Below are 21,651 nucleotides of genomic sequence, written 5' to 3'. Positions count from 1 at the left end.
GGCCTTTAGTTCAGCTCCACCTCGACATGCTCGAAGAATAGTGCGGCAAGGCTCTGCCGGTGCACTATTCATGGGCCTCTCCACGCTGTCAACCGTATTGAGTATTGAGTCACAAGCCATGGCGGCCATTGCGAATTCCAAATCAAACGCCCCGGCCACTCAGATTTCACTGAGCCGACCGGGGCGTTTTCCTTTTAAGCGACAGAGACGCTTACACCGTCACCGTATCCGCCACCTCACTGAACTCCTTGATCTGGTCGAAGTTCATGTAGCGATAGACATCGGCGGCCTTGGCGTTCACCACTTTCACCTGCTCCATGTACTCGGCGACGGTCGGGATGCGGCCCAGCAGGGCGCAGATCGAGGCCAGTTCGGCGGAGCCGAGGTAAACGAAGGTGTCGATGCCGAGGCGGTTGGGGAAGTTGCGGGTCGAGGTCGACATCGCCGTGCTGCCCTTCCGGATCTGCGCCTGGTTACCCATGCACAGCGAGCAGCCGGGCATTTCCATGCGTGCGCCGGACTTGCCGAGGATGGCGTAGTAGCCTTCCTCGTTGAGGATTGCGGCGTCCATCTTGGTGGGCGGCGCAACCCACAGCCGGGTCGGGATGTCGGTCTTGCCTTCGAGGACCTTGCCGGCGGCACGGAAGTGGCCGATGTTGGTCATGCACGAGCCGATGAAGACTTCGTCGATCTTGGCGCCGGCAACTTCGGACAGCAGCTTGGCGTCGTCCGGGTCGTTCGGACAGGCGACGATCGGCTCCTTGACGTCGGCGAGGTCGATCTCGATCACCGCGGCGTACTCGGCGCCGGCATCGGCCTTGAGCAGTTCGGGCTTGGCGATCCACGCTTCCATGGCCTTGATGCGGCGGCCGAGGGTGCGCTTGTCTTCGTAGCCGGTGGCGATCATCCACTTCATCAGCGTGATGTTCGAGCGCATGTACTCGATGATCGGCGCCTTGTCGAGCTGGATGGCGCAGGCGGCAGCGGAACGCTCGGCAGCAGCGTCGGAGAGCTCGAACGCCTGTTCGATTTTCAGATCCGGCAGGCCTTCGATTTCGAGGATGCGGCCGGAGAAGATGTTCTTCTTGCCTTTCTTCTCGACGGTCAGCAGGCCGGCCTTGATGGCGTAGTAGGGAATGGCGTTGACCAGGTCACGCAGGGTGACGCCGTCCTGCAGCTTGCCCTTGAAGCGCACCAGCACCGATTCCGGCATGTCCAGCGGCATCACGCCCGTGGCGGCGGCGAAGGCGACCAGGCCGGAGCCGGCCGGGAAGGAAATGCCGATCGGGAAACGGGTGTGCGAGTCGCCGCCGGTGCCGACCGTATCGGGCAGCAGCAGGCGGTTCAGCCAGGAGTGGATGATGCCGTCGCCGGGGCGCAGCGAAACGCCGCCACGGGTGCTGATGAAAGTCGGCAGTTCGCGGTGCGTGCGCACATCGACCAGCTTCGGATAGGCGGCGGTATGGCAGAAGGACTGCATCACCATGTCGGCCGAGAAGCCGAGGCAGGCGAGATCCTTGAGTTCGTCGCGGGTCATCGGGCCGGTGGTGTCCTGCGAGCCGACGGTAGTCATGCGTGGTTCGCAATAGGTACCCGGTAGAACGCCCTTGCCTTCCGGCAGGCCGCAGGCACGACCGACCATTTTCTGCGCCAGCGTGTAGCCCGTGCCCGGGTCGGCAGGGTTGTGCGGCACACGGAACAGGGTCGAAACCGGCAGGCCAAGCGCTTCGCGCGCCCGGGTGGTGAGGCCGCGGCCGATGATCAGCGGGATGCGGCCGCCGGCACGCACTTCGTCGAGGATCACGGGTGTTTTCAGTTGCGATTCGGCGATCACGGTACCGTTCTTCAGTGCGGTGACTTTGGTCGTCGCGGTATCGATCTGCAATTCGATCTCGTCGCCCATTTCCATCTGCTCGACGTCGAGTTCGATCGGCAGCGCGCCGGCGTCTTCCATGGTGTTGAAGAAGATCGGAGCGATCTTCGAACCCAGGCAGAAACCGCCGAAACGCTTGTTGGGAACGAAGGGAATGTCCTCGCCGGTGAACCAGAGCACGGAATTGGTCGCCGACTTGCGCGAGGAACCGGTACCGACAACGTCGCCAACGTAGGCGATCAGATTGCCTTTCGCGGCCAGCGCTTCGAGTTGCTTGATCGGGCCGCGCTCGCCGGCGACATCGGCTTCGATGCCCGCACGCGGGTTCTTGAGCATGGCCAGCGCGTGCAGCGGGATGTCCGGACGCGACCAGGCGTCGGGTGCCGGCGACAGGTCGTCGGTGTTGGTTTCGCCGGTGACCTTGAACACGGTCAGCTTCTGTGAGGTCGGCACTTCCGGACGCGAGGTGAACCACTCGCCGTCGGCCCAGCTCTGCAGGACGGACTTGGCGTTGGCGTCACCCTTGTCGGCGAGTTCCTTGACGTCGTGGAAGAAGTCGAAGACCAGCAGTGTCTTCTTGAGTGCTGCCGCGGCGATGGCGCCGGTCGGACCAGCGAGCAGGTCGATCAGCGGTTTGACGTTGTAACCGCCAAGCATGGTGCCGAGCAGTTCGGTGGCCATCTCTCCGGAAACCAGCGCGCAGCTCTCCTCTCCCTTGGCGACTTTGGCCAGGAACTCCGCCTTGACCTTGGCCGCATCATCGACACCGGCTGGCACACGATAAGTGAGCAGCTCAACCAGGTTCTCCCCTTCACCCTGCGGCGGATTCTTCAGCAGTTCGACGAGTTCCCTGGTCTGCTGAGCGGTCAGCGGCAGCGGCGGGATACCAAGCGCAGCACGCTCGGCAACATGGGCACGATAGGATTCCAGCACGGCAACGTCCTTTCTCAAAGTTTAGGCAGCAAGAGTGCAATTGTACTGCAAGGCCGCAGCGGCGGCAGCCCACGAGCTCGTGGCGGGTAGGCATTTACGCCCGACGGCAGAAACTTCAGCAGCCGACAGCGCCGCTTGATTGGTGTGTATTATATAAGACATACGACTTGCTGTGAAGCACGCGAGCCAGTGCCCCGCTCTCAAGTCAAACGGGTGACCGTACGAAACAGGCCATGGCCGGAATCCAGGTACTTGCGTTCGAAGGGCGTCATCGGCAGATCCGGGACGAAAGGCTCGCAAACTGCCGCTTGGCCAGTGAGTTGCTGCACCGCCAGACAGTGCTCGGCGATGTAGATCGGCCAGTTGCTGCGGCATTCGAGCACTCCGCCGAGAGCCAGCAGCGCCGGAAAAACCGGGTGTCCATGCCAGCGTCGGCGCAGGTGGCCGATTTTTGGCCAGGGGTTGGGATAGAGCAGGTAGTGGCGATCGAGGCGCAGGCCGGCGTCGAGCAGCAGACGCCAGTAGTCGACCAGATCGGCGCGCACCAGGTCGAGGTTGGCAGGCCAGGCACCCTGTTCCTCTGGTGACTCGCGTGACTCGCGCCGCGCTTGCTGACGCTGCTGGCCGCGGCGCAAGCGCGTGGCAGACTGGTCAACGCCAATCACGTAGTGGGTCGGGAAGGCTCGGGCCAGCGCGACGCTGCTCTCCCCTACCCCGCAGCAGGCGTCGAGGATCAAGGGCACGCCCGGCGCCAGGCGCTGGTAGCGTTCGAAACTTGCCGCGAAGGCAGCGCGATTGTAGTCGGCGTAGGGCTTGCGAAAAGCGGTGCTCACGTGGCAAGCGACAACCGCGGCCAGATGCGCGTGGACGTCGCTCTGGGCGCTGCCCGGGACGCGCGAGTTGCCTTGCATCTAGGCCGGGTGCTTGTGCGCGGAGATCCCGTGCAAGGCAAGCACGCGGCTGATTTCTTCCACACCAGCAAGTGTCCTGATGGCCATGAACAAGGCTTCGGCTTCGACGAAGTTGCGCCGCAGCGATCCCAGCCACAGCTTGAGCCGCCCGGGCGCATGCCGGGCCGCGACCTTGGCGCAGACCTGCTGCCAATAGGATGCCAAGAGCGGCTGCAACTGCCGCCAGTCATCCGCGCGGTCGACGGCGACGACCTCGCCCGCCGCCTGGGCGCGAATGCGCTGGGCGAGAAAAGGATCGGCAACCGCGCCGCGCCCGATCATCACGTCGTCGCTGCCACTCACCGCACAGCAGCGCGCGTGGTCGGCAACGGTCCACACCTCGCCGTTGGCGACCACCGGCATTTCTACGACCGCGCGGATACGCGCTATCCATTCCCAGTGCGCCGGCGGTCGATAGCCGTCGGTGCGGGTGCGGGCATGTACGACCAGCGCCACGATACCGCCGGCAGCCAGGGCCCGCGCGCAATCGAGCGTTTTCGCCGTATCGCGTACACCGAGCCGCATCTTGGCGGTAAACGGAATTTCCGCTGGCACCACGCGGCGCACCGCCGCAGCGATACGCAGCAACTGCTCGGGGTCGGCGAGCAGCATCGCGCCACCTCCGTGGCGATTGACCGTCGGTGCCGGACAACCAAAGTTGAGGTCGATACCTGCCGGCGCGAGCGCAACCAGTTGAGCAGCATTTTCTGCCATGCAGGCCGGATCGCTGCCGAGAAGCTGCACCACCAGCGGCGTACCAGCGCGCGTTCGGCTACCGTTATCAAGCTCGGGGCAGAGCCGTCGGAAGGATCGCGGCGGCAGCAAATTCCCCGACACGCGGATGAACTCGCTGACCGCCAGGTCATAAGCGCCGACACGCGTCAACACGTCGCGCAGCACGTCGTCGACCAGACCTTCCATCGGTGCCAGCAGCAGTTTTCCCATCTTCTTCCAGAATCCTGATCGTCAGACCCGGCAATCGTCAATCGTCGCCGGGCCGGAGTAGCAACCAGCATTGCGACCAGCGTTCCAGCGCGCGTGCCTACCGCCAAAGCAGGCGATGCACCTGGCGCGCATTCTGGCACTTCGCGCTCATCCAAAACGGCGCCCAAAAAAAGGCCGGACAAGCCGGCCCTCTTCAGGAAGCGCTGTCGCTAGGGCTTCTTGCTCTTTTTCTTGGGAGCCTGTGCTCCTTCGGCACCCTGCACGCCCAGATTGCCACCAGTCCCGAGACCGCCTGTGACCTCCTGCGCCTGGTAGTTCTTGACCGCACGCACAAGGTTATTGTACGAGTCAGTGAAAGCGGCGACGATCACCTTGCCCTGCGCGGTGTTCGCGTAACCGCCAGCGGCCCCACCCAGGCCGCGGCCAAACAGGCTACCGACCGCGCCAAAGTCGATATTGCTGGCGCTGCCTTCGGCGGCCGCCAGCTGCACGCCGGAACGGTTGTCGATCAGGGTCAGCAAGGTACTGGCCTCCTTGACGTTCATGCTGCTGGCAATGGCACCGATAACGCCCAGCGCACCGCTCACGCCGCCAAGCGAACCCCCTCCACCGCCCGCATTGCTGTTGCTGAAGGTAATCGACGGACTCATCGAGTAATCTGCCGAGACCATCTGCCCCTTGTGGAACTTGGAGCCCTTGCGCAGTTCCCCCGAGTCTTCCAGGGCACGCTCCTGCATCATGTTGTTCATCGCGCGGCCGCGTTCGACGACCACGAAACAGTTCGATTGCTGGACCATCAGCTTGAGCACCGGCGTCGTCGATCCCAGGCCCCACTGGCCGGTGAGAATGCCATACCACGGTGCTTGCGTGTCCTCGACCACGGCAAGCGTGCCGAGCGAGCTATCGCATCTCTCGAGTTGGTTGTTGGCATTCTGGGCGTTTGCACCGCCGGCCGCCCCGGTGGCCGTGGTCTTGGCATCCTGTGACCCCATTTGCATGTTGGAGCAAGCGGCGAGCAAGGCAGTTGCAGCGGAGGCGGCAACCAGGCGTGCCGCATTACGAGAACTCAATATAGACATGTGCATCCCCCCCTCTGAATTGGCAATTGGCTGAATGAGGCGTGCCCGAATAACGCCAGCGGTGCCCTCCTCACCGGCTGCCACTATAGCAGCATGGCTACCGCCTGCGCAGCACCTTCCGACGCTTGACCTCTGCGCTTGGCTGCTTACAATCGCCACAGGCAATCACCAGGCTGCAACACAATGACCACTTTGCTGCATGCGCTGCGCGCCGATATCACCACCCTGGCGGTTGATGCGATCGTCAACGCCGCCAACGCCTCGCTGCTCGGCGGCGGCGGTGTCGACGGGGCCATCCACCGCGCCGCCGGTCGGGACTTGCTCCGCGAGTGCCAGGCGCTCGGCGGCTGCCGGACGGGTGACGCCAAACTCACCAAGGGCTACCAACTTCCGGCCAGGTACATCATTCACGCGGTGGGTCCGGTCTGGCACGGTGGCGATGGCGGCGAGCCCGCGCACCTGGCCTCCTGCTATCGTCGGGCGATCGCGATCGCTGCCGCCAATGGGCTGCGTACGCTCGCCTTTCCGAGCATCAGCACGGGCATCTATGGCTACCCGATCGAAAAAGCGGCAGCGCTTGCCGTGGCGACGGTGCAGGCATCGACAGCTGCGCCTGGCGGCCTTGAAGAGGTGACCTTCTGCTGCTTTTCGAGCGGCGATTTGCGGATCTATGAGCAACTGCTGGCAGCTTTGGACGCTGACCCGGCAGGCTGAGGCGAGCGTGCGGCGTCATCAGCCCGCGTTAATGTGAAAGTCGCGCAAGCGACTCACGAAACTCCCTTCTCCCCTTGCGGGAGAAGGGGCAGGGGAAGAGGGAAACGGTCATGACTTTCATGATTTGGGGTGTCTCCACGTGTCATGACCGTTAATGTGAAAGTCGCGCATGCGACTCACGAACCGCCCTTCTCCCCCTGCGGGAGAAGGGCCGGGGTGAGACGGGGAATTCTGGGCGCATTGCGCCCAGCCCGTCGAACGATTCCGGCGTGCAAGCCGGAATGCGCACTGCAAGTGAGAGGGAAACGGTCATGACTTTCATCATCCGGTGTATCTCGACCGTCATGACCGTTAGCCACTACCCGCAGCACGCTCAGCAGCGAGCACCGGCCGGGCACTGTGCGACGGTACTGGCCAACGGCGTCACTGGCCGCCCTTCCTGCACCCAGGCGCGCATCCCGTCCTTGACGTTGTACACCTTCGCGTAGCCTGCCTGCTGCGACAAGAGCTGGCTCGCCGCTCGCGTCCGGTTGCCGCTACGGCAAATAACGATCACCGGCTGGTCCGGTCTGGCCACGCCCTGCACCTTTGCCAGCCAGGCGGGCGCATCGACGACGCCGCGCTCGTCGACATAGGTAATCAGTTGGCTGCCCTCGACGACGCCGCTTTGCTGCCATTCGCCAAACGTACGGATGTCGATGATCGGCACCCCTGCGGCCCGCAGGCGCAGCAGTTCGGCGTTGTCGATATCGATCACTTCAGCGCGCAGCGGCAACGGTAGCGCCAGCAGCAGGAAAGACAGGGCAACAGCGAGTGTGCGAAGCATGACCAAACCTCCGAGAACTGTGATGCCTTCATCTTACAACGGGTGCCGGCGGACAGGCGTCCAGTGCGAGCTCTGCTCACGCCACTGCGCGAACTTTCGATGACATCACTCTGAAAAATAGCTCTTTTCAGGTCTGCACTGCCGCGCTAGTATGAACCCTTTGGGGCCGGTGACTGCGACCCCGGACTCGTGCCGAAGAAAGGATGCGCTCGCCTTGAAACCGACCGATATCAGCGTCCCCGACTATTTCCACAAAGTCGTTGATTGCCAGTGGGCATGCCCGGCCCATACGCCTGTTCCCGAATACATTCGCTTGATCGCTGCTGGCCACTACAGCGAGGCCTACATGGTCAACTGGGTGTCGAACGTTTTTCCCGGCATCCTCGGGCGAACTTGTGATCGCCCCTGTGAACCGGCGTGTCGACGCGGTCGCGTCGAGGACGAAACGCCGGACGGCCACGGCGAGCGCAAGGCGCCGGTCGCCATCTGCCGCCTGAAGCGCGTCGCCGCCGACTACAAGGAGGACATCCGCCACCTCCTGCCGCCGCCAGCAGCACAGAAAAATGGCCGGCGCATCGCCTGCGTCGGTGCCGGGCCGGCGTCACTGACCGTGGCGCGCGACCTGGCCCCGCTCGGCTACGAGGTGGTGATCTACGACGGCGACGCCCTCGCTGGCGGCATGATGCGCACCCAGATCCCGAAATTTCGCCTGCCTGAAGAAGTCATCGACGAGGAGACCGGTTACGTCCTCGACCTCGGCGTCGAGCTGCGCGGCGGCCAGTACGTCAGTTCGCTGAAGAATCTGATCGGCGAAGGCTACGACGCGATTTTCGTTGGTTCCGGCGCGCCGCGCGGGCACGACCTCGACATTCCCGGACGGAAAGAGGCAGCAAAGTCGATTCACCTGGGCATCGACTGGCTGGCCAGCGTCGCTTTCGGCCACACCACTTCGATCGGCAAGCGGGTGATCGTCCTCGGCGGCGGCAACACCGCCATGGACTGCTGCCGCTCGTCGCGCCGCCTTGGCGGCGAGGACGTCAAGGTCATCGTCCGCTCCGGCTTCGAGCAGATGAAGGCCAGTCCCTGGGAAAAAGAAGACGCGATGCACGAAGGCATCCCGATCCTCAACAACCTGGTGCCCAAGGCCTTCACCCACATCGGCGGACGGCTCACCGGCGCGACCTTCGAGAAAGTACGCGTGGAATTCGACGCGAACGGCCGCCGCAGCCTGGTGCCGACCGGCGAACCCGACGCGCACTTCGATTGTGACGAGGTGCTGGTCGCCGTCGGCCAGGACAATTCCTTCCCCTGGATCGAGCGCGACATCGGCATCGAGTTCGACAAGTGGGAACTGCCCAAGGTCGACGAGGCGACGATGCAATCGACCGTGCCGAACGTCTTTTTCGGCGGTGATGCGGCCTTCGGGCCGAAAAATATCATCTGGGCAGTTGCCCACGGCCACCAGGCGGCGGTCTCCATCGATCGCCTGCTCAACGGCGAGGACCTCGCCGAACGGCCCGCGCCGCAGACCTCGCTGGTCTCGCAGAAGATGGGCATCCACCAGTGGATGTACGACAACGCCATTTCCGCCGATCGGCGCCTGCGCGTGCCGCTGCGTGACTTGAAGGCCGCGTTGAAGAACATCAAGGTCGAGGTCGAACTCGGCTTCGATCCGCAACTGGCTTTCCAGGAAGCGCAACGCTGCCTGAACTGCGATGTGCAGACGGTCTTCGCGCCGAAGCTGTGCATCGAGTGCGACGCGTGCATGGACATCTGCCCGATGGACAGCATCTCCTTCACCGTCAATGGCGACGAGAAAGATCTGCGGCAGCGTCTGAGCGCGCCGGCGCTTGACAAGAGCCAGGATCTTTACGTCTCGGATTCCCTGAAGACCGGGCGGGTGATGGTCAAGGACGAGGATGTCTGTCTGCATTGCGGCCTGTGCGCCGAGCGCTGTCCGACCGGCGCCTGGGACATGCAGAAGTTCCTGTTCGCAAGTACCTACGCCGGACCCGGCTGCCGCAATGCGGGCTCTCCGCCACCTTTTCCCGAGCCCCCGAGCCCCCCGTCATCCGAGCAGAAGCCAAAAGCCAGGCACAAGCCAAAGCCCGCGCCGGCTCCAGACCAGCAAACCGCCTGAGGAAAGACCATGCAGAAGATCGAAGCGGTCAATGATTTCGTCATCAAGTTCGCCAACATCAATGGCTCGGGATCGGCCTCGGCGAACGAACTTGTCGCGCGCGCCATCCTGCGCATGGGAGTACCGGTATCGCCGCGCAACATCTTCCCGTCGAATATCCAGGGACTGCCGACCTGGTTCGAAGTGCGCGTCACCGAACGCGGCTACCTGGGTCGGCGCGGCGGTGTCGATATGATGGTGGCCATGAACCCGCAGACCTGGGACCAGGATGTCCGGGAAGTCGAAACCGGCGGCTACCTGTTCTACGACAATTCCCGACCGCTGCCCCGCTCGCGCTCGCGAGATGACATCCACGTCATCGGCATGCCACTCACCGAGCTCTGCAACAACGCTTACAGCGACCCGCGGCAGCGGCAACTGTTCAAGAACATCATCTACGTGGGCGCTCTGGCGCATTTGCTCGACATCGAAGCGGGCGAAATCGAGAAACTCTTTGCCCAGCAGTTCAAAGGCAAGGAGAAGCTGCTCGATGCCAACGTCCAGGCACTCGCGGTCGGCCGCGATTACGCGCGCGAACACCTCAAGCCGATCGGACTCAAAGTCGAGCGCCGCGACAAGGTTGGCGACCACATTTTTGTCGATGGCAACACCGCCGCGGCTCTGGGCTGCGTCTATGGCGGGGCCACGGTCTGTGCGTGGTATCCGATCACCCCGTCGTCGTCAGTCGCCGAGGCCTTCATCCGCTTCACGCAGAAATTGCGCGTCGACCCGGCGACCGGCCAGCAGCGCTGCGCCGTGGTACAGGCCGAGGACGAACTGGCATCGATCGGCATGGTCGTCGGTGCCGGCTGGAACGGTGCGCGCGCCTTCACCGCGACCTCGGGACCCGGCATCTCGCTGATGTCCGAGTTCATCGGCCTTGCCTTCTTCGCGGAAATCCCGGCGGTGCTGATCAACGTCCAGCGGGGCGGCCCCTCCACCGGCATGCCGACACGCACGCAGCAATCCGACATCCTCGCCTGCGCTTACGCCTCGCACGGTGACACCCGCCACGTGCTGCTGTTTCCGGAAGATCCCTACGAGTGCTTCGAATTGTCAGCGCAGGCGCTCGACCTCGCCGAGCGCCTTCAGACGCCAGTTTTCGTCATGAGCGACCTCGACATCGGCATGAACCAGCGCCTTTGCCGCCCTTTCGCCTGGGACGACAGCGTCGAATATGACCGCGGCAAAGTGATGACCCACGACGCACTCGACGCCGGCACCGACTTCGGCCGCTACCTCGATGTTGACGGCGATGGCATTACCTACCGCACCTATCCGGGAACGCACCCCACCAAGGGCGGCTATTTTACCCGCGGCACGACCAAGAACGCTTACGCCGGCTACTCCGAAGCGGGCCCGGACTACGTCGACAACATGCAGCGACTGCGGCGCAAGTTCGAAACCGCCAAGTCGCTGGTGCCGCTGCCGGTGCTCACCGCGGCCAAATACCCGGCGCGCTTCGCCGTCATCTTCTACGGATCGACCAGTCCGGCGATGCACGAAGCACTCGACACCCTGGCCGAAGACGGGATCTATCTCAATGCCCTGCGCGTGCGCGCTTTCCCCTTCCAGAACGAGATTGCCGACTTCATCGCTGCGCACAGCAAGGTCTTCGTTTTCGAGCAGAACATGGACGGGCAGTTGAGCACCCTGCTGATCAACGAGGCCGGCGTAGAGCCGCATAGTCTGGTAACGGTCGTCCATTACGACGGCACGCCAATCACCGCGCGCTTCATTACGCAGGAGATTGCCAACCGCGTCGCGCGCCTCAACGTGCATCCTCTAAAAGACAGAGTGGCCTGACATGACCTACCTCGCCAAACCCAAACTACACCATCCGACGCTCGCCAAGAACCGCGTCGGCTACACCCGTCGCGACTACGAAGGCAAGATATCGACGCTTTGTGCCGGTTGCGGTCACGACTCGATCTCGGCAGCAATCATCCAGGCCTGCTGGGAACTCGACATCGAGCCACACCGCGTCGCCAAGCTCTCGGGCATTGGCTGCTCATCGAAAACGCCGGACTACTTTCTCGGCAACTCGCATGGCTTCAACACCGTGCACGGGCGCATGCCATCGGTGCTCACCGGCGCCAACCTGGCCAACCGCGAGCTGATCTACCTCGGCGTTTCGGGCGACGGCGATTCGGCGTCGATCGGCCTCGGCCAGTTTGCGCACGTCCTGCGCCGCGGTGTCAACATGACCTACATCGTCGAAAACAACGGTGTCTATGGGCTCACCAAAGGGCAGTTCTCGGCCACCGCGGACAAAGGCTCGAAGTCGAAACGCGGACTGGCCAACAACGACACCCCGATCGACCTCGCCAGCCTGGCGCTGGTGATGGGCGCGACCTATATCGGGCGCAGCTTCTCGGGTGACAAGGCGCAGCTGGTGCCACTGATCCGCGGAGCGATGGCGCATCCCGGCGCGGCGGTCATCGATGTCGTCTCGCCGTGCATCGCCTTCAACAACCATTCCGGAAGCACCAAGAGCTACGACTACGTGCGCGAGCATAATGAAGCAGTCAACCGGCTGGACTTCTTCCCGCAACGCGAGGAAATCACCACCGAGTACGGCGAAGGCGAAGTCATCGATATCCGCCAGCACGACGGCTCGATCCTCCGCCTGCGCAAGCTGCACGCCGAGTACGACCCCGGCGACCGGGTGCGCGCCATGGCCTACGTCCAGGAGCACGCCGCGCGCGGCGAAGTGGTCACCGGCCTGCTCTACGTAGACAACGATGCCTGCGACCTGCACCAGCAGATCAACACTGTGGAACAGGCCCTGAACACGCTGAGTGCCGCTGAACTCTGCCCCGGCTCAGCCGCACTCGAGAAGATCAACGCCTCGCTGCGCTGAGTGCCAGTGTCGTGTTTCATTGTTGAGGAGACCTTAGGCAAGCATCCCCCAGCCACCGTCATTGCTGCCGCCTGCGCGACCGAACAAGTGCGCACTGCTGTCACCCTGCCCAGCCGTTATAATCGCGGCTTGTCCATTTCGCTGGCGCACTCGTGTCCGATCGTCTCGCCGTATCAGCCCAGTACCTGCTGCCCAAGCAGGCCCTTACCACCATCGCCGGCAGCTTCGCCGGCGCGCAAGCGGGCGAGCTCACCACCCGGGTCATCCGCTGGTTCGTAAAGCGTTACCGAGTCGATTTGAGCGAAGCCGCCGATCCAGACCCCGCCAGCTACAAGACCTTCAACGACTTCTTTACGCGCGCGCTGCGCGCCGACGCCCGTCCGCTGGCCAATGCGGACTTCCTGTGCCCGGTCGACGGCGCGATCAGCCAGTTCGGGCGTATCGAAGGTGAGCAGATCTTTCAAGCCAAGGGCCACCAATACTCGACGACAGCGCTGGTCGGTGGCGACGCCCAACTGGCGGCCGGCTTCGCCGATGGCGCGTTCGCGACACTCTACCTCAGCCCGCGCGACTATCACCGCATTCACATGCCGGTCGACGGGCGACTGAAGCGCATGATTCACGTTCCTGGCGAGCTGTTTTCGGTCAATCCGGCGACGGCGCGCGGCGTACCCGGGCTGTTCGCGCGCAACGAACGCGTGGTCTGCGTTTTCGAAGGCGAGTTCGGCAGCTTCATTCTGGTCCTCGTCGGGGCGACCATCGTCGGCAGCATGGCCACTGTCTGGCACGGCCGAGTCAACCCGCCGCGCAGCGGAAAAATTCGCGACTGGCCTTACGATGGGCAGAAAATCCTGCTTACGAAAGGCGAGGAAATGGGGCGCTTCCTGCTCGGTTCGACGGTCGTAATGCTGTTCCCGAAAGATCTGCTGAGCTTCAATCCCGCCTGGGCACCGGGCGGCACAGTCCGCCTGGGCGAGCGCATGGCCTGCAGCGCCGTGAGCACCAGCCACTGATGAAGCGGCTCTCGGCGTTCCCGGTAGTCTCGGCATGCGCCGCTCTGGCGCTCGCGATCGTCGCTCCTGTCGGCGCAGCGGACGCCCTGCCCATCGGCGACTGCGCCGATCCGCAAGCGGCGACCGATCTCTCACAGTGCGACTTCTCGCGCCAGAAGCTGTCCGGCAAGAAGCTGCGCGGCGCGCGTCTGGCGGGCGCACGGATGGAAAGCACGGACTTTAGTCAGGCCGATCTTCGCGACGCCGACTTGCGCGGCAGCAACGCCAAGTGGGCAAATTTCACTGCCGCCAATCTGAGCGCTGCCGACCTTCGCGACGCCGACCTTTTTCATGCCATTTTTGACGACGCCAACCTCAGCAAAAGCAAGCTGCAGCGCGCCAATTTGTTTGGCGCCAACTTCATCAACACGCAAGCGCCAGGCGCCGATTTCTCCGGTGCTTATCTGAAGGACATCCTGATGGAAGGGATTGACCTCAGCGGTGGCTCAATCCGCAACTGCAATGCCTTGCGTGGCGTTTTTTTGGATGCACGACTGGTCGGCACGGACCTCTCCGGCGCCGACCTGACCGGCGCCGCCATGGATAGCGCCGATCTCTCGAACAGCACGCTCAAGGGCACCCGCCTCGCCGGCGCGACCTTGCGGCATGCGCTGTTCAAAGGCGCCAACCTCGACTCGGCCGACTTCAGCAACGCCGATCTCTGGAATGCCAATTTTGAGCAGGCGACGAACCTTGATGATTCAGTGCGCGCAGCCTTGGCCGAGCCTTTCGTGGTCAGGGGACGCTGAGCGGCGTGGCCAGGCCCCTTTCTCGGTTACCGAGCGCCTACCATCGGGAGGAGCGAAGGAAGGCTCCGTTCCTGGCCATGACTCGCGACTTTTGTGTTTTTTCTGGTCTGCGGGCGCAAATTCGACCATCGCGCCGCTGCCCTGTGTATCCTAGACGCCGTTTGACTTGCCTGGCTTTTTTCACCACGCAACCACGACCATCAGCCACTGCATATCTGAAAGTCGCGCACGCGACTCACGAAACGCCCTTCTCCACTCGCGGGAGAAGGGCTGGGGAAGAGGGAAACGGTCATGACTTTCATAATTTTGGGTGTCTCCACGTGTCATGACCGTTAGCGGGAGAACGGAATGATTTTCGGAAGCGGGGGAAAAATCCGCAGCCTTGAGGGGCGCCTCGGCGAGCTTGAGCAGCAGAATCAGGAGCTGCGCGAGCAACTGGCGTCGGCACACGCCGCTCGCGACGACTGCCTGCAAGCCGCGGCAGCCAGCGAAATGCGCAGCCGGGAGGTGCAGCGGCTATTCCTTTCCTTCCAGTCCTATCGGCAATCGCTGGCGGAGTCGCAACAGACCCTCGCCGCATGGGCTCATCGCCTGCGCGACGAGAAGAGAGACACGCTCGCTGCCGCCGGCATTGCCGCGCGCAGCCGCGAATCGGTAACCGCCATCAGCACGGAATTGAACCAGCTCGCTGGCGACTCGCGCAGCGCGCTGGAAAAAGTGCTCAGCCTGCAAGGCAGTACCGAAAAAATCGGCGGCATCGTCCAGCTGATCAAGGAGATTGCCGACCAAACCAACCTCCTGGCACTCAACGCCGCCATCGAAGCGGCGCGTGCGGGTGAAGCCGGCCGCGGTTTCGCTGTCGTCGCCGACGAAGTCCGCAAGCTCGCCGACCGGACAACACAGGCCACCAGCGACATCTCGCGCCTGGTCAGCAATATCCAGGGTGAGACCGTTTCGGCGCAGAGCAGTATCAGCCATCTGGCCGAGCAATCTGATTCCTTCAGTGAGCAGGGGCGGCAGGCATCGACCGCAATCGGTGGCATTACCGGTCTCGCCAGGCAAATGGAACGAACCATTGCCACGGCCGCCCTGCGCAGTTTTGTCGAACTCGCCAAGATCGACCATCTGCTCTTCAAGTTCGACGTCTATCAGGTGTTCATGAGTGCCACGGCCAAGAACGCCAAAGACTTCGCCTCGCATACCGACTGCCGTCTGGGCCAGTGGTACTATGCGGGCGACGGAAAGCGTTACTGCACGCAGCTCGATGCTTACCGGGCAATCGAAACGCCGCATGTCGATGTTCACCGACATGGTCGCCTAGCCGTCGAAGCGCGTTGTGCGGGCGACTTCGCTGGCGGCTTGGACGCTGTCGAGCAAATGGAAACTGCCAGCATGGCCGTGCTGCTTGGCCTCGAACGAATGGCCCAGGCTGGCGAAGCCCGACCCGATACTCTTTTCGTGGAACCCTGACCCGGCAGCAATTGCCGTCACTTCATGTCTGCACGAAATACCCTGACCGCAGCCCGCCACATCGTGGTCGAGGGCCCAATCGGCGCCGGCAAGACGAGTCTTGCGCGCCGTCTCGGTACGTATATCGACGCGCAAATGCTGCTCGAACAACCCGAGCTGAACCCCTTCCTGAGTCGCTTTTATCAGGACCAGCAGCACTTTGCCCTGCAGACGCAGTTGTTCTTTCTGTTTCAGCGCCTCGACAAGCTACGCGAGCTGTCGCAAGCCGATTTCTCCGCTCGCCCGGTGGTTGCCGACTACCTGCTCGAAAAGGATCCGCTGTTCGCGCTGCTGACGCTCAGTGAAGACGAATACGGGCTGTACCGCAGAATCTACGAACAGCTTTCACCCGCAGCGAAGCCACCGGATCTGGTGATCTATCTGCAGGCCAAGCCGGAAACGCTGATCGCCCGCGTCCGGAAACGCGGCATCGACATGGAACGGCGGATCGCTGACGCCTATCTGACGGTTCTTGCGGAAAGCTATATGCGCTTCTTCCACAACTACGACGCAGCGCCGGTCATGGTGGTGAACTCCGAAAACATCAACTTCGTCGACTCCGACGACGATTTTCAACTACTCGTCAAGCGCATCGAATCGATGCGCGGACACCGCGAGTATTTCAACCGGGGAGAGTAAACCCATGTCCACCCATGTCGCGACGCGCAGACGCACACACGTCGACCTCGCCAAAATGCGTGCCAACGGCGAAAAAATCGCCATGCTCACGTGTTATGACGCGAGCTTTGCGCAGCTTTGCGACGCTGCCGACGTCGATGCACTACTGATTGGCGACTCGCTCGGCATGGTCCTGCAAGGGCGCGAGTCGACGCTCGCAGTAACGCTGACCGACATCGCCTACCACACCGCCAGCGTCGTGCGCGGCAGCCAGCGCGCTTTGATAATCGCCGACATGCCTTTCGGCAGCTTCCAGGAAAGCCCGCAGCAAGCGCTACGCAACGCCGTCACCCTGATGACCGCTGGCGCGCAGATGGTCAAGCTCGAAGGCGGTGCCGAGATGGCGGAAACGACGCGCTTCCTTAGCAGCCGAGGCATTCCCGTCTGCGGCCACGTCGGGCTCACCCCGCAATCGGTACACCAGATTGGTGGCTACCGCGTGCAGGGAAAAGACGATTCCGGGGCCGCCCGGCTGCAGGCCGACGCCCTCGCCCAGCAAGAGGCTGGCGCGACGCTGATCGTCCTCGAAGCCATCCCCGAGGCGCTGGCCGCCAAGCTCACTTCCAGCCTCGCCATCCCGACCATCGGCATCGGTGCCAGCCGGGAATGCTCGGGGCAGGTGCTGGTCCTGCACGACATGCTCGATATTTCGGCCGGCAGGAAGGCGCGCTTCGTGAAGAATTTCATGGCCGGTCAGACGTCCATCGCCGCCGCCGTCGCCGCCTACGTGGCTGCCGTCAAGGAGAGCAGTTTTCCGGGGCCCGAACACTGCTACTGACTGCAGTCGTGGCAGCGCAGGGGCCAACAAGGGATGGCTGCACGCGGCAGCGACAGAAAAACCATCGGCAGGCGAAGCGTTTTTTCGGAGTTTCACAAGAGGTCCAGCAAGCGTATGCAGATTCACTCCCCTATCCCCGACCTGCGTCTGGCGCTGAGCAAGCGTCGGCGGGTCGTTTTTGTGCCGACCATGGGCAACCTGCACGCCGGCCACATCGCGCTGATGACCGAGGCGCGCGCGCACGGAGATACCGTCGTCGCCAGCATTTTCGTCAACCGTCTGCAGTTCGGACCCAGTGACGACTTCGACCTCTATCCGCGGACCCTGCAGGAAGACTGCAACAAGCTCGCCGCGGCCGGCGTCGACCTGCTGTTTGCACCGACCGAGAGCGACCTCTACCCGGAGCCGCAGCAATACCACGTCGAGCCGCCAGAGAGTCAAAATCAGCTCGACGGCGAGTTCCGCCCCGGCCATTTCCGTGGTGTCGCCACCGTCGTTCTCAAACTCTTCAACATCGTACAACCGCAGGCGGCACTGTTTGGCAAGAAGGACTACCAGCAATTGATGGTCCTGCGCAACATGACGCGGCAGCTGGCCTTGCCGATCGAAATCATCGGCGGCGAGACGGTTCGTGCCGAGGACGGCCTGGCTCTTTCCTCGCGCAACGGCTACCTGTCGGCCGCCGAACGCGGCGAAGCGCCGCGCCTGCAAAGCCTCCTGCAGCACATCCGAACAGCGATACATGCAGGCGAAACCGATTTCGCCCGGCTCGAACGCGAAGCCGCCGCCGAACTGGACAAGCATGGCTGGAAAACGGACTACGTCGCCGTGCGTCGGCAGGCCGACCTGCAGCTTCCCGACGCTGGCGGTAAGCAAGCGCTGGTGGTGCTCGCAGCTAGCCGGCTGGGCGCTGCGCGACTGATCGACAATCTCGAAATCGATGTCCCAGACGGCCGTTGACAGGCAGCGATTAGCCGCTACAATGCCCTTCCCCCTTTAACTCAACACCCGGTGATTCCATGCAGAGGACAATGCTGAAGTCGAAGCTGCACCGCGTCAGCACCACACACGCCGAACTCCACTATGAAGGTTCTTGCGCCATTGACGAAGACCTTCTGGATGCGGCGAACATTCGCGAGTACGAACAGATCGACATCTGGAACGTCAACAACGGCGAGCGTTTCACGACCTACTCGCTGCGCGCCGAGCGCGGATCTGGCGTCATCTCGGTAAATGGCTCGGCAGCACGGCGCGCCGCGCCGGGTGACATCCTGATCATCGCCAGCTTCGCGGTGTACAACGAAGTCGAACTCGCCAAGTACGCGCCGAAACTGATCTACGTGGACACTCAGAATCGCATCGTCCGCACCGCCGGCATGATTCCGACGCAGGCCGCTGCCTGAACCATGAACCGCGCCAGCTCTGGCGCAGTTACAAAAAAGCCGCGACCCAGTCGCGGCTTTTTTGTTTCAGGGGCGGGTCCGTCAATGAGCACGTCGCGCAAGCAACTCACGAATCTCCCCTCCCCCCATTGCCGGGCCCCTCCCCAACATCATGCGAGCACACACGGCCTGGGGTCAGGCTGTGGGGGGTCAGGCTGTTTCCGGCGCAGCTTTGGGCTTGCGCGGCCGACGTGGACGCGGCGCCGGCTTGTTGACCGGCGCAAGCTCTGCAGGGTCGCTGCTGGCTGTGGCCGCGGCCGCGGCCGTTTCGACAGCGCCGAGGCTCGACTCCGCGGCCGGCTGAGCAGCGGCTTGACCACCTGGCGCAGCCGCAGGCGAATCGCTGCTAGCGTTCTTTGCGGCGGTCCGGCGGCGCCCGGTCGCACGGGGTTTTGCGGCGGGCCTATGCTGCGCGATGGCTTCCGGCGGCGAACCCTCGACTTCGCTTGCCATTTCGACCGAGGCTGGCGGCGTGAAAGCTTCTAGCGATTGGGGAATTTCGGGCGATGGTGACGCTGAAGACAAGGGCAGCGGGTCCGCAGATTTCGCAGATTCTGCATCTTCCAAAGACTCGGAAGATGCAGACGCTGGCCTCACTTCGCGTAGCGTTGGCCGGTCGACGGGTTCGTTGCCGAGAGCAGCTTCCTGGCCTTGACAGCTAGCACCTTCGATACCGTCGCTGCCCGCAGCCGTCGCAGCTGCCTCTTCGTCTTTGCCCGCCTTCTGCTCGCGGCCCCGCTTCGCAGCTTTCTCGCCGCCTTTTCGACGTCCTTGCCCCTTGCGGCGCCCTGCGGCCTGCTCAGCCTGCTCATCGGTCGTCGTCGCGCCCTCGCTGGGTGCTGCGGGCAATACCAGCAGCAGCCCCTCACTGCCCACCAACTCGACTGCCGCTTCGCCGCCGTTACTGCGATACACGTAGGTTCCCGACTTTTCGTCGCGACCAATGACCAGCAGGCCGCGCTTCTGCGCCTCTTCGAGCAGGTTGCCAAACGCCCGGAAGCCGTAGTACGACTCGTTGAAATCCGGCTTGCGCCGCTTGATCGCCTCCTTGAGCATCGACGCCCAGATCTTGCTGCTGTCGCCGCGCTCGCCAATCAGTGCATCGAAAGTGGCAACGGCCAGTTCGACGGCCTTGCTGCGACGTGCATCGAGCTCTGCCTTGCGTTGCGCATCCTCTTCCGGCGAACGCCTGACCGCGGGTTGGGCTTCCTTGGAATCCCGCCGCGCCGAGCGCTGGATCTCGCGCACCAGATCGTCATAGAAAATGAACTCGTCGCAGTTAGCGATCAGGAGGTCCGACGTCGACTGCTTGACGCCGACGCCAATCACCGATTTGGCGTTCTCGCGCAATTTGGAAACCAGTGGCGAAAAATCCGAATCGCCGCTGATGATCACGAAGGTGTCGACGTGCGACTTGGTGTAGCACAGATCGAGGGCATCGACGACCAGCCGGATGTCGGCCGAGTTCTTGCCCGACTGACGCAGGTGCGGAATCTCGATCAGCTCGAAGTTCGCCTCGTGCATCGCGGCTTTGAAGCCCTTGTATCGCTCCCAGTCACAATAGGCTTTTTTGACCACGATACTGCCCTTCAGCAACAACTTTTCCAGTACCGGCTTGATGTCGAACTTATCGTAATTCGCATCGCGAACGCCAAGAGCGACGTTCTCGAAGTCACAAAACAACGCCATGCTGGCGGTTTCGGGCGCTACGGCCATAATTCCATATTCTCCAGTGATTGTTGCGCCACGCCTGAGCATGGCGACTTGATGATCTGGTCCGAGAGCGCAAGGCAGTCGAAAAGCCCCGCCGCGGCAGACGCAGCCAACGAGAAGTGATCGACCAACTGTCAGGAAATGATCCGGAGCTCGACTTTCAGACGGCAGCTTCAGGGGACTCGGGATCCAGAGTCCATGCACGATGGTAAACAATTGCCTGCAGGAAGCAAGGAAAGTCTTTTTTCAGAGCGCTGATGGCGGCATCTGCCGCGAAGTCGTACCATTCGTACCATTCGTAGCCTTTGTACCATTTGTCGCATGAGTACATTGCCGCTCGACCTGGCGCAGTGAGGCGCGCGACCCCAACTTTCCCTGCGCTTGCGCATCGCCTGCGATCAAACGGCTTTAGTGATCGCCACACCCCAAACCTCCCACGAAAGGAACGCCATGCGTCCGCTGCTACTCATTGTTGGCTTGGCCACGCTCATCGTCAGCGGCTGTGCAAGCAAGCCGCCGGCCCCCGCTACGCAGGCAGGCAAACCGGTCAAGCTGGGTCTGGCCCTCGGCGGTGGCGCAGCGCGCGGCTTTGCGCACGTCGGCGTGATCAAGACCCTGGAAAGTCAGGGCATCGTTCCCGACATCATCGTCGGCAGCAGCGCTGGCGCGGTGGTCGGCGCCCTCTACGCCGCCGGCAACAACGGCTTTGAGCTGCAGAAGCTCGCGCACCGCCTCGACGAGACGAAAATCAGCGACTGGTCGCTGCCCGACCGCGGCGTGCTCAAGGGGGACTTGCTGCAGAAGTTCGTCAATGACGCCGTCGGCCAGCGTCCGCTCGAGGCCCTGAACAAGCCTTTCGGGGCCGTGGCCACCGATCTGCGCAACGGCGACAGCGTCGTCTTTCGCACCGGCAACACCGGCATGGCGGTACGCGCTTCGGCGACCGTCCCGGGCGTCTTCCAGCCGGTACGCATCAATGGCCACGAATACGTCGATGGCGGGCTGAGCAGCCTCATTCCGGTGCGCGCCGCACGCGAAATGGGTGCCGACGTGGTCATTGCCGTCGACATTTCGGCCCGCCCCAGCACCCAGCCGGTAAGCAGCACCTTCGACATTCTCATGCAGACCTTCACCATCATGGGGCAAAGCCTTGCTCGCTACGAGCTCAAGGAGGCCGACGTGGTGATTCGCCCGCAGGTCGGCGCCGTCGGCTCGACCGAATTCCAGGCCCGCCACGACGCCATCCTCGAAGGGGAAAAAGCAGCGCAGGCAGCGCTGCCGAAAATTCGCGAAGCGCTCAAGAAAGCGGGGCGCAGCTGAGCTGCGTCGGCTCGCTGACCCGCGCCCCATGCGTCACCGTGGCTAGCC

17 protein-coding genes and 1 pseudogene are annotated in these 21,651 nt (G+C 63.1%); 12 read left to right on the top strand and 6 right to left on the bottom strand.

The window, feature by feature from the left end; all coding sequences use genetic code 11:
• Positions 1–211 precede the first annotated feature (211 nt).
• From QZ648_RS01835 to QZ648_RS01820, 4 genes are all read right to left on the bottom strand, one after another.
• Complete coding sequence (locus tag QZ648_RS01835) at positions 212–2,806, bottom strand: bifunctional aconitate hydratase 2/2-methylisocitrate dehydratase (RefSeq protein ID WP_291995921.1); 2,595 nt, start codon at positions 2,804–2,806, stop codon at positions 212–214.
• Between the two features lie 200 nt (positions 2,807–3,006).
• Positions 3,007–3,717, bottom strand: a complete 711-nt coding sequence (locus QZ648_RS01830) for a methyltransferase domain-containing protein (protein ID WP_291995920.1) — start codon at positions 3,715–3,717, stop codon at positions 3,007–3,009.
• Positions 3,718–4,701, bottom strand: coding sequence for a tRNA-dihydrouridine synthase (locus QZ648_RS01825; RefSeq protein WP_291995919.1), 984 nt, complete (start codon positions 4,699–4,701; stop codon positions 3,718–3,720). It lies immediately after the preceding gene.
• 209 nt (positions 4,702–4,910) lie between these two features.
• A complete protein-coding gene (locus QZ648_RS01820; protein WP_291995918.1) occupies positions 4,911–5,780 on the bottom strand; it encodes a CsgG/HfaB family protein in 870 nt (289 codons plus the stop codon).
• Positions 5,781–5,963: 183 nt separating this feature from the next.
• Here QZ648_RS01820 and QZ648_RS01815 point away from each other — a divergent pair, with 183 nt between their 5' ends.
• Positions 5,964–6,494 carry an O-acetyl-ADP-ribose deacetylase gene (locus QZ648_RS01815; protein ID WP_169067512.1) on the top strand — a complete coding sequence of 177 codons (531 nt, stop codon included), beginning with the start codon at positions 5,964–5,966 and terminating at the stop codon, positions 6,492–6,494.
• A 373-nt stretch (positions 6,495–6,867) separates the two neighbouring features.
• Here QZ648_RS01815 and QZ648_RS01810 read toward each other — a convergent pair whose 3' ends face one another.
• Positions 6,868–7,320, bottom strand: coding sequence for a rhodanese-like domain-containing protein (locus QZ648_RS01810; protein WP_169067513.1), 453 nt, complete (start codon positions 7,318–7,320; stop codon positions 6,868–6,870).
• A gap of 214 nt (positions 7,321–7,534) precedes the next feature.
• On the opposite strand from QZ648_RS01810, the pseudogene QZ648_RS01805 reads away from it, so the two are divergent.
• The 10 genes and pseudogenes from QZ648_RS01805 to panD form a co-directional block, all read left to right on the top strand.
• Positions 7,535–9,331: pseudogene (locus tag QZ648_RS01805) on the top strand (FAD-dependent oxidoreductase); the annotation flags it as partial.
• Between the two features lie 138 nt (positions 9,332–9,469).
• Complete coding sequence (locus tag QZ648_RS01800) at positions 9,470–11,305, top strand: 2-oxoacid:acceptor oxidoreductase subunit alpha (RefSeq protein ID WP_291995917.1); 1,836 nt, start codon at positions 9,470–9,472, stop codon at positions 11,303–11,305.
• A 1-nt stretch (position 11,306) separates the two neighbouring features.
• Positions 11,307–12,362, top strand: coding sequence for a 2-oxoacid:ferredoxin oxidoreductase subunit beta (locus QZ648_RS01795; protein WP_169067516.1), 1,056 nt, complete (start codon positions 11,307–11,309; stop codon positions 12,360–12,362).
• 152 nt (positions 12,363–12,514) lie between these two features.
• Positions 12,515–13,375, top strand: a complete 861-nt coding sequence (gene asd, locus QZ648_RS01790) for an archaetidylserine decarboxylase (RefSeq protein WP_169067517.1) — start codon at positions 12,515–12,517, stop codon at positions 13,373–13,375.
• Positions 13,375–14,163, top strand: coding sequence for a pentapeptide repeat-containing protein (locus QZ648_RS01785; protein WP_291995916.1), 789 nt, complete (start codon positions 13,375–13,377; stop codon positions 14,161–14,163). The genes asd and QZ648_RS01785 overlap by 1 nt, the downstream gene beginning before the upstream one ends.
• 348 nt (positions 14,164–14,511) lie before the next feature.
• Complete coding sequence (locus QZ648_RS01780; RefSeq protein ID WP_291995915.1) at positions 14,512–15,633, top strand: methyl-accepting chemotaxis protein; 1,122 nt, start codon at positions 14,512–14,514, stop codon at positions 15,631–15,633.
• Between the two features lie 24 nt (positions 15,634–15,657).
• Positions 15,658–16,311: a deoxynucleoside kinase gene (locus tag QZ648_RS01775; RefSeq protein WP_169067521.1), complete on the top strand. Its 654-nt coding sequence runs from the start codon at positions 15,658–15,660 to the stop codon at positions 16,309–16,311.
• A gap of 4 nt (positions 16,312–16,315) precedes the next feature.
• Positions 16,316–17,128: a 3-methyl-2-oxobutanoate hydroxymethyltransferase gene (gene panB, locus QZ648_RS01770; RefSeq protein WP_291995914.1), complete on the top strand. Its 813-nt coding sequence runs from the start codon at positions 16,316–16,318 to the stop codon at positions 17,126–17,128.
• A gap of 114 nt (positions 17,129–17,242) precedes the next feature.
• Positions 17,243–18,088 (top strand): pantoate--beta-alanine ligase, encoded by an 846-nt coding sequence (panC, locus tag QZ648_RS01765; protein WP_291995913.1) that lies wholly within the window; start codon positions 17,243–17,245, stop codon positions 18,086–18,088.
• Positions 18,089–18,147: 59 nt separating this feature from the next.
• Positions 18,148–18,531, top strand: a complete 384-nt coding sequence (gene panD, locus QZ648_RS01760) for an aspartate 1-decarboxylase (protein ID WP_169067524.1) — start codon at positions 18,148–18,150, stop codon at positions 18,529–18,531.
• A gap of 189 nt (positions 18,532–18,720) precedes the next feature.
• Here the strand turns inward: panD and QZ648_RS01755 are convergent, their stop codons facing one another.
• Positions 18,721–20,286: an NYN domain-containing protein gene (locus QZ648_RS01755; RefSeq protein ID WP_291995912.1), complete on the bottom strand. Its 1,566-nt coding sequence runs from the start codon at positions 20,284–20,286 to the stop codon at positions 18,721–18,723.
• Positions 20,287–20,733: 447 nt separating this feature from the next.
• Between QZ648_RS01755 and QZ648_RS01750 the strand changes: the two genes are divergently transcribed.
• Complete coding sequence (locus QZ648_RS01750) at positions 20,734–21,603, top strand: patatin-like phospholipase family protein (protein ID WP_291995911.1); 870 nt, start codon at positions 20,734–20,736, stop codon at positions 21,601–21,603.
• Positions 21,604–21,651: the final 48 nt, after the last annotated feature.

Source organism: Candidatus Accumulibacter sp. ACC012, from assembly GCF_907163155.1.
GTDB lineage: Bacteria > Pseudomonadota > Gammaproteobacteria > Burkholderiales > Rhodocyclaceae > Accumulibacter > Accumulibacter delftensis.
The sequence above is the reverse complement of the archived record's forward strand: the minus strand, read 5'-3'. Positions and strand labels throughout refer to the sequence as shown.

Excerpts from the sequence above, each read along its gene's own strand:
- QZ648_RS01830 (WP_291995920.1), bottom strand. The coding sequence starts at position 3,717 with ATGCAAGGCAACTCGCGCGTCCCGGGCAGCGCCCAGAGCGACGTCCAC.
- QZ648_RS01825 (WP_291995919.1), bottom strand. The coding sequence starts at position 4,701 with ATGGGAAAACTGCTGCTGGCACCGATGGAAGGTCTGGTCGACGACGTG.
- QZ648_RS01820 (WP_291995918.1), bottom strand. The coding sequence starts at position 5,780 with ATGTCTATATTGAGTTCTCGTAATGCGGCACGCCTGGTTGCCGCCTCC.
- QZ648_RS01815 (WP_169067512.1), top strand. The coding sequence starts at position 5,964 with ATGACCACTTTGCTGCATGCGCTGCGCGCCGATATCACCACCCTGGCG.
- QZ648_RS01810 (WP_169067513.1), bottom strand. The coding sequence starts at position 7,320 with ATGCTTCGCACACTCGCTGTTGCCCTGTCTTTCCTGCTGCTGGCGCTA.
- QZ648_RS01800 (WP_291995917.1), top strand. The coding sequence starts at position 9,470 with ATGCAGAAGATCGAAGCGGTCAATGATTTCGTCATCAAGTTCGCCAAC.
- QZ648_RS01795 (WP_169067516.1), top strand. The coding sequence starts at position 11,307 with ATGACCTACCTCGCCAAACCCAAACTACACCATCCGACGCTCGCCAAG.
- QZ648_RS01785 (WP_291995916.1), top strand. The coding sequence starts at position 13,375 with ATGAAGCGGCTCTCGGCGTTCCCGGTAGTCTCGGCATGCGCCGCTCTG.
- QZ648_RS01780 (WP_291995915.1), top strand. The coding sequence starts at position 14,512 with ATGATTTTCGGAAGCGGGGGAAAAATCCGCAGCCTTGAGGGGCGCCTC.
- QZ648_RS01775 (WP_169067521.1), top strand. The coding sequence starts at position 15,658 with ATGTCTGCACGAAATACCCTGACCGCAGCCCGCCACATCGTGGTCGAG.
- panB (WP_291995914.1), top strand. The coding sequence starts at position 16,316 with ATGTCCACCCATGTCGCGACGCGCAGACGCACACACGTCGACCTCGCC.
- panC (WP_291995913.1), top strand. The coding sequence starts at position 17,243 with ATGCAGATTCACTCCCCTATCCCCGACCTGCGTCTGGCGCTGAGCAAG.
- panD (WP_169067524.1), top strand. The coding sequence starts at position 18,148 with ATGCAGAGGACAATGCTGAAGTCGAAGCTGCACCGCGTCAGCACCACA.
- QZ648_RS01755 (WP_291995912.1), bottom strand. The coding sequence starts at position 20,286 with ATGGCCGTAGCGCCCGAAACCGCCAGCATGGCGTTGTTTTGTGACTTC.
- QZ648_RS01750 (WP_291995911.1), top strand. The coding sequence starts at position 20,734 with ATGCGTCCGCTGCTACTCATTGTTGGCTTGGCCACGCTCATCGTCAGC.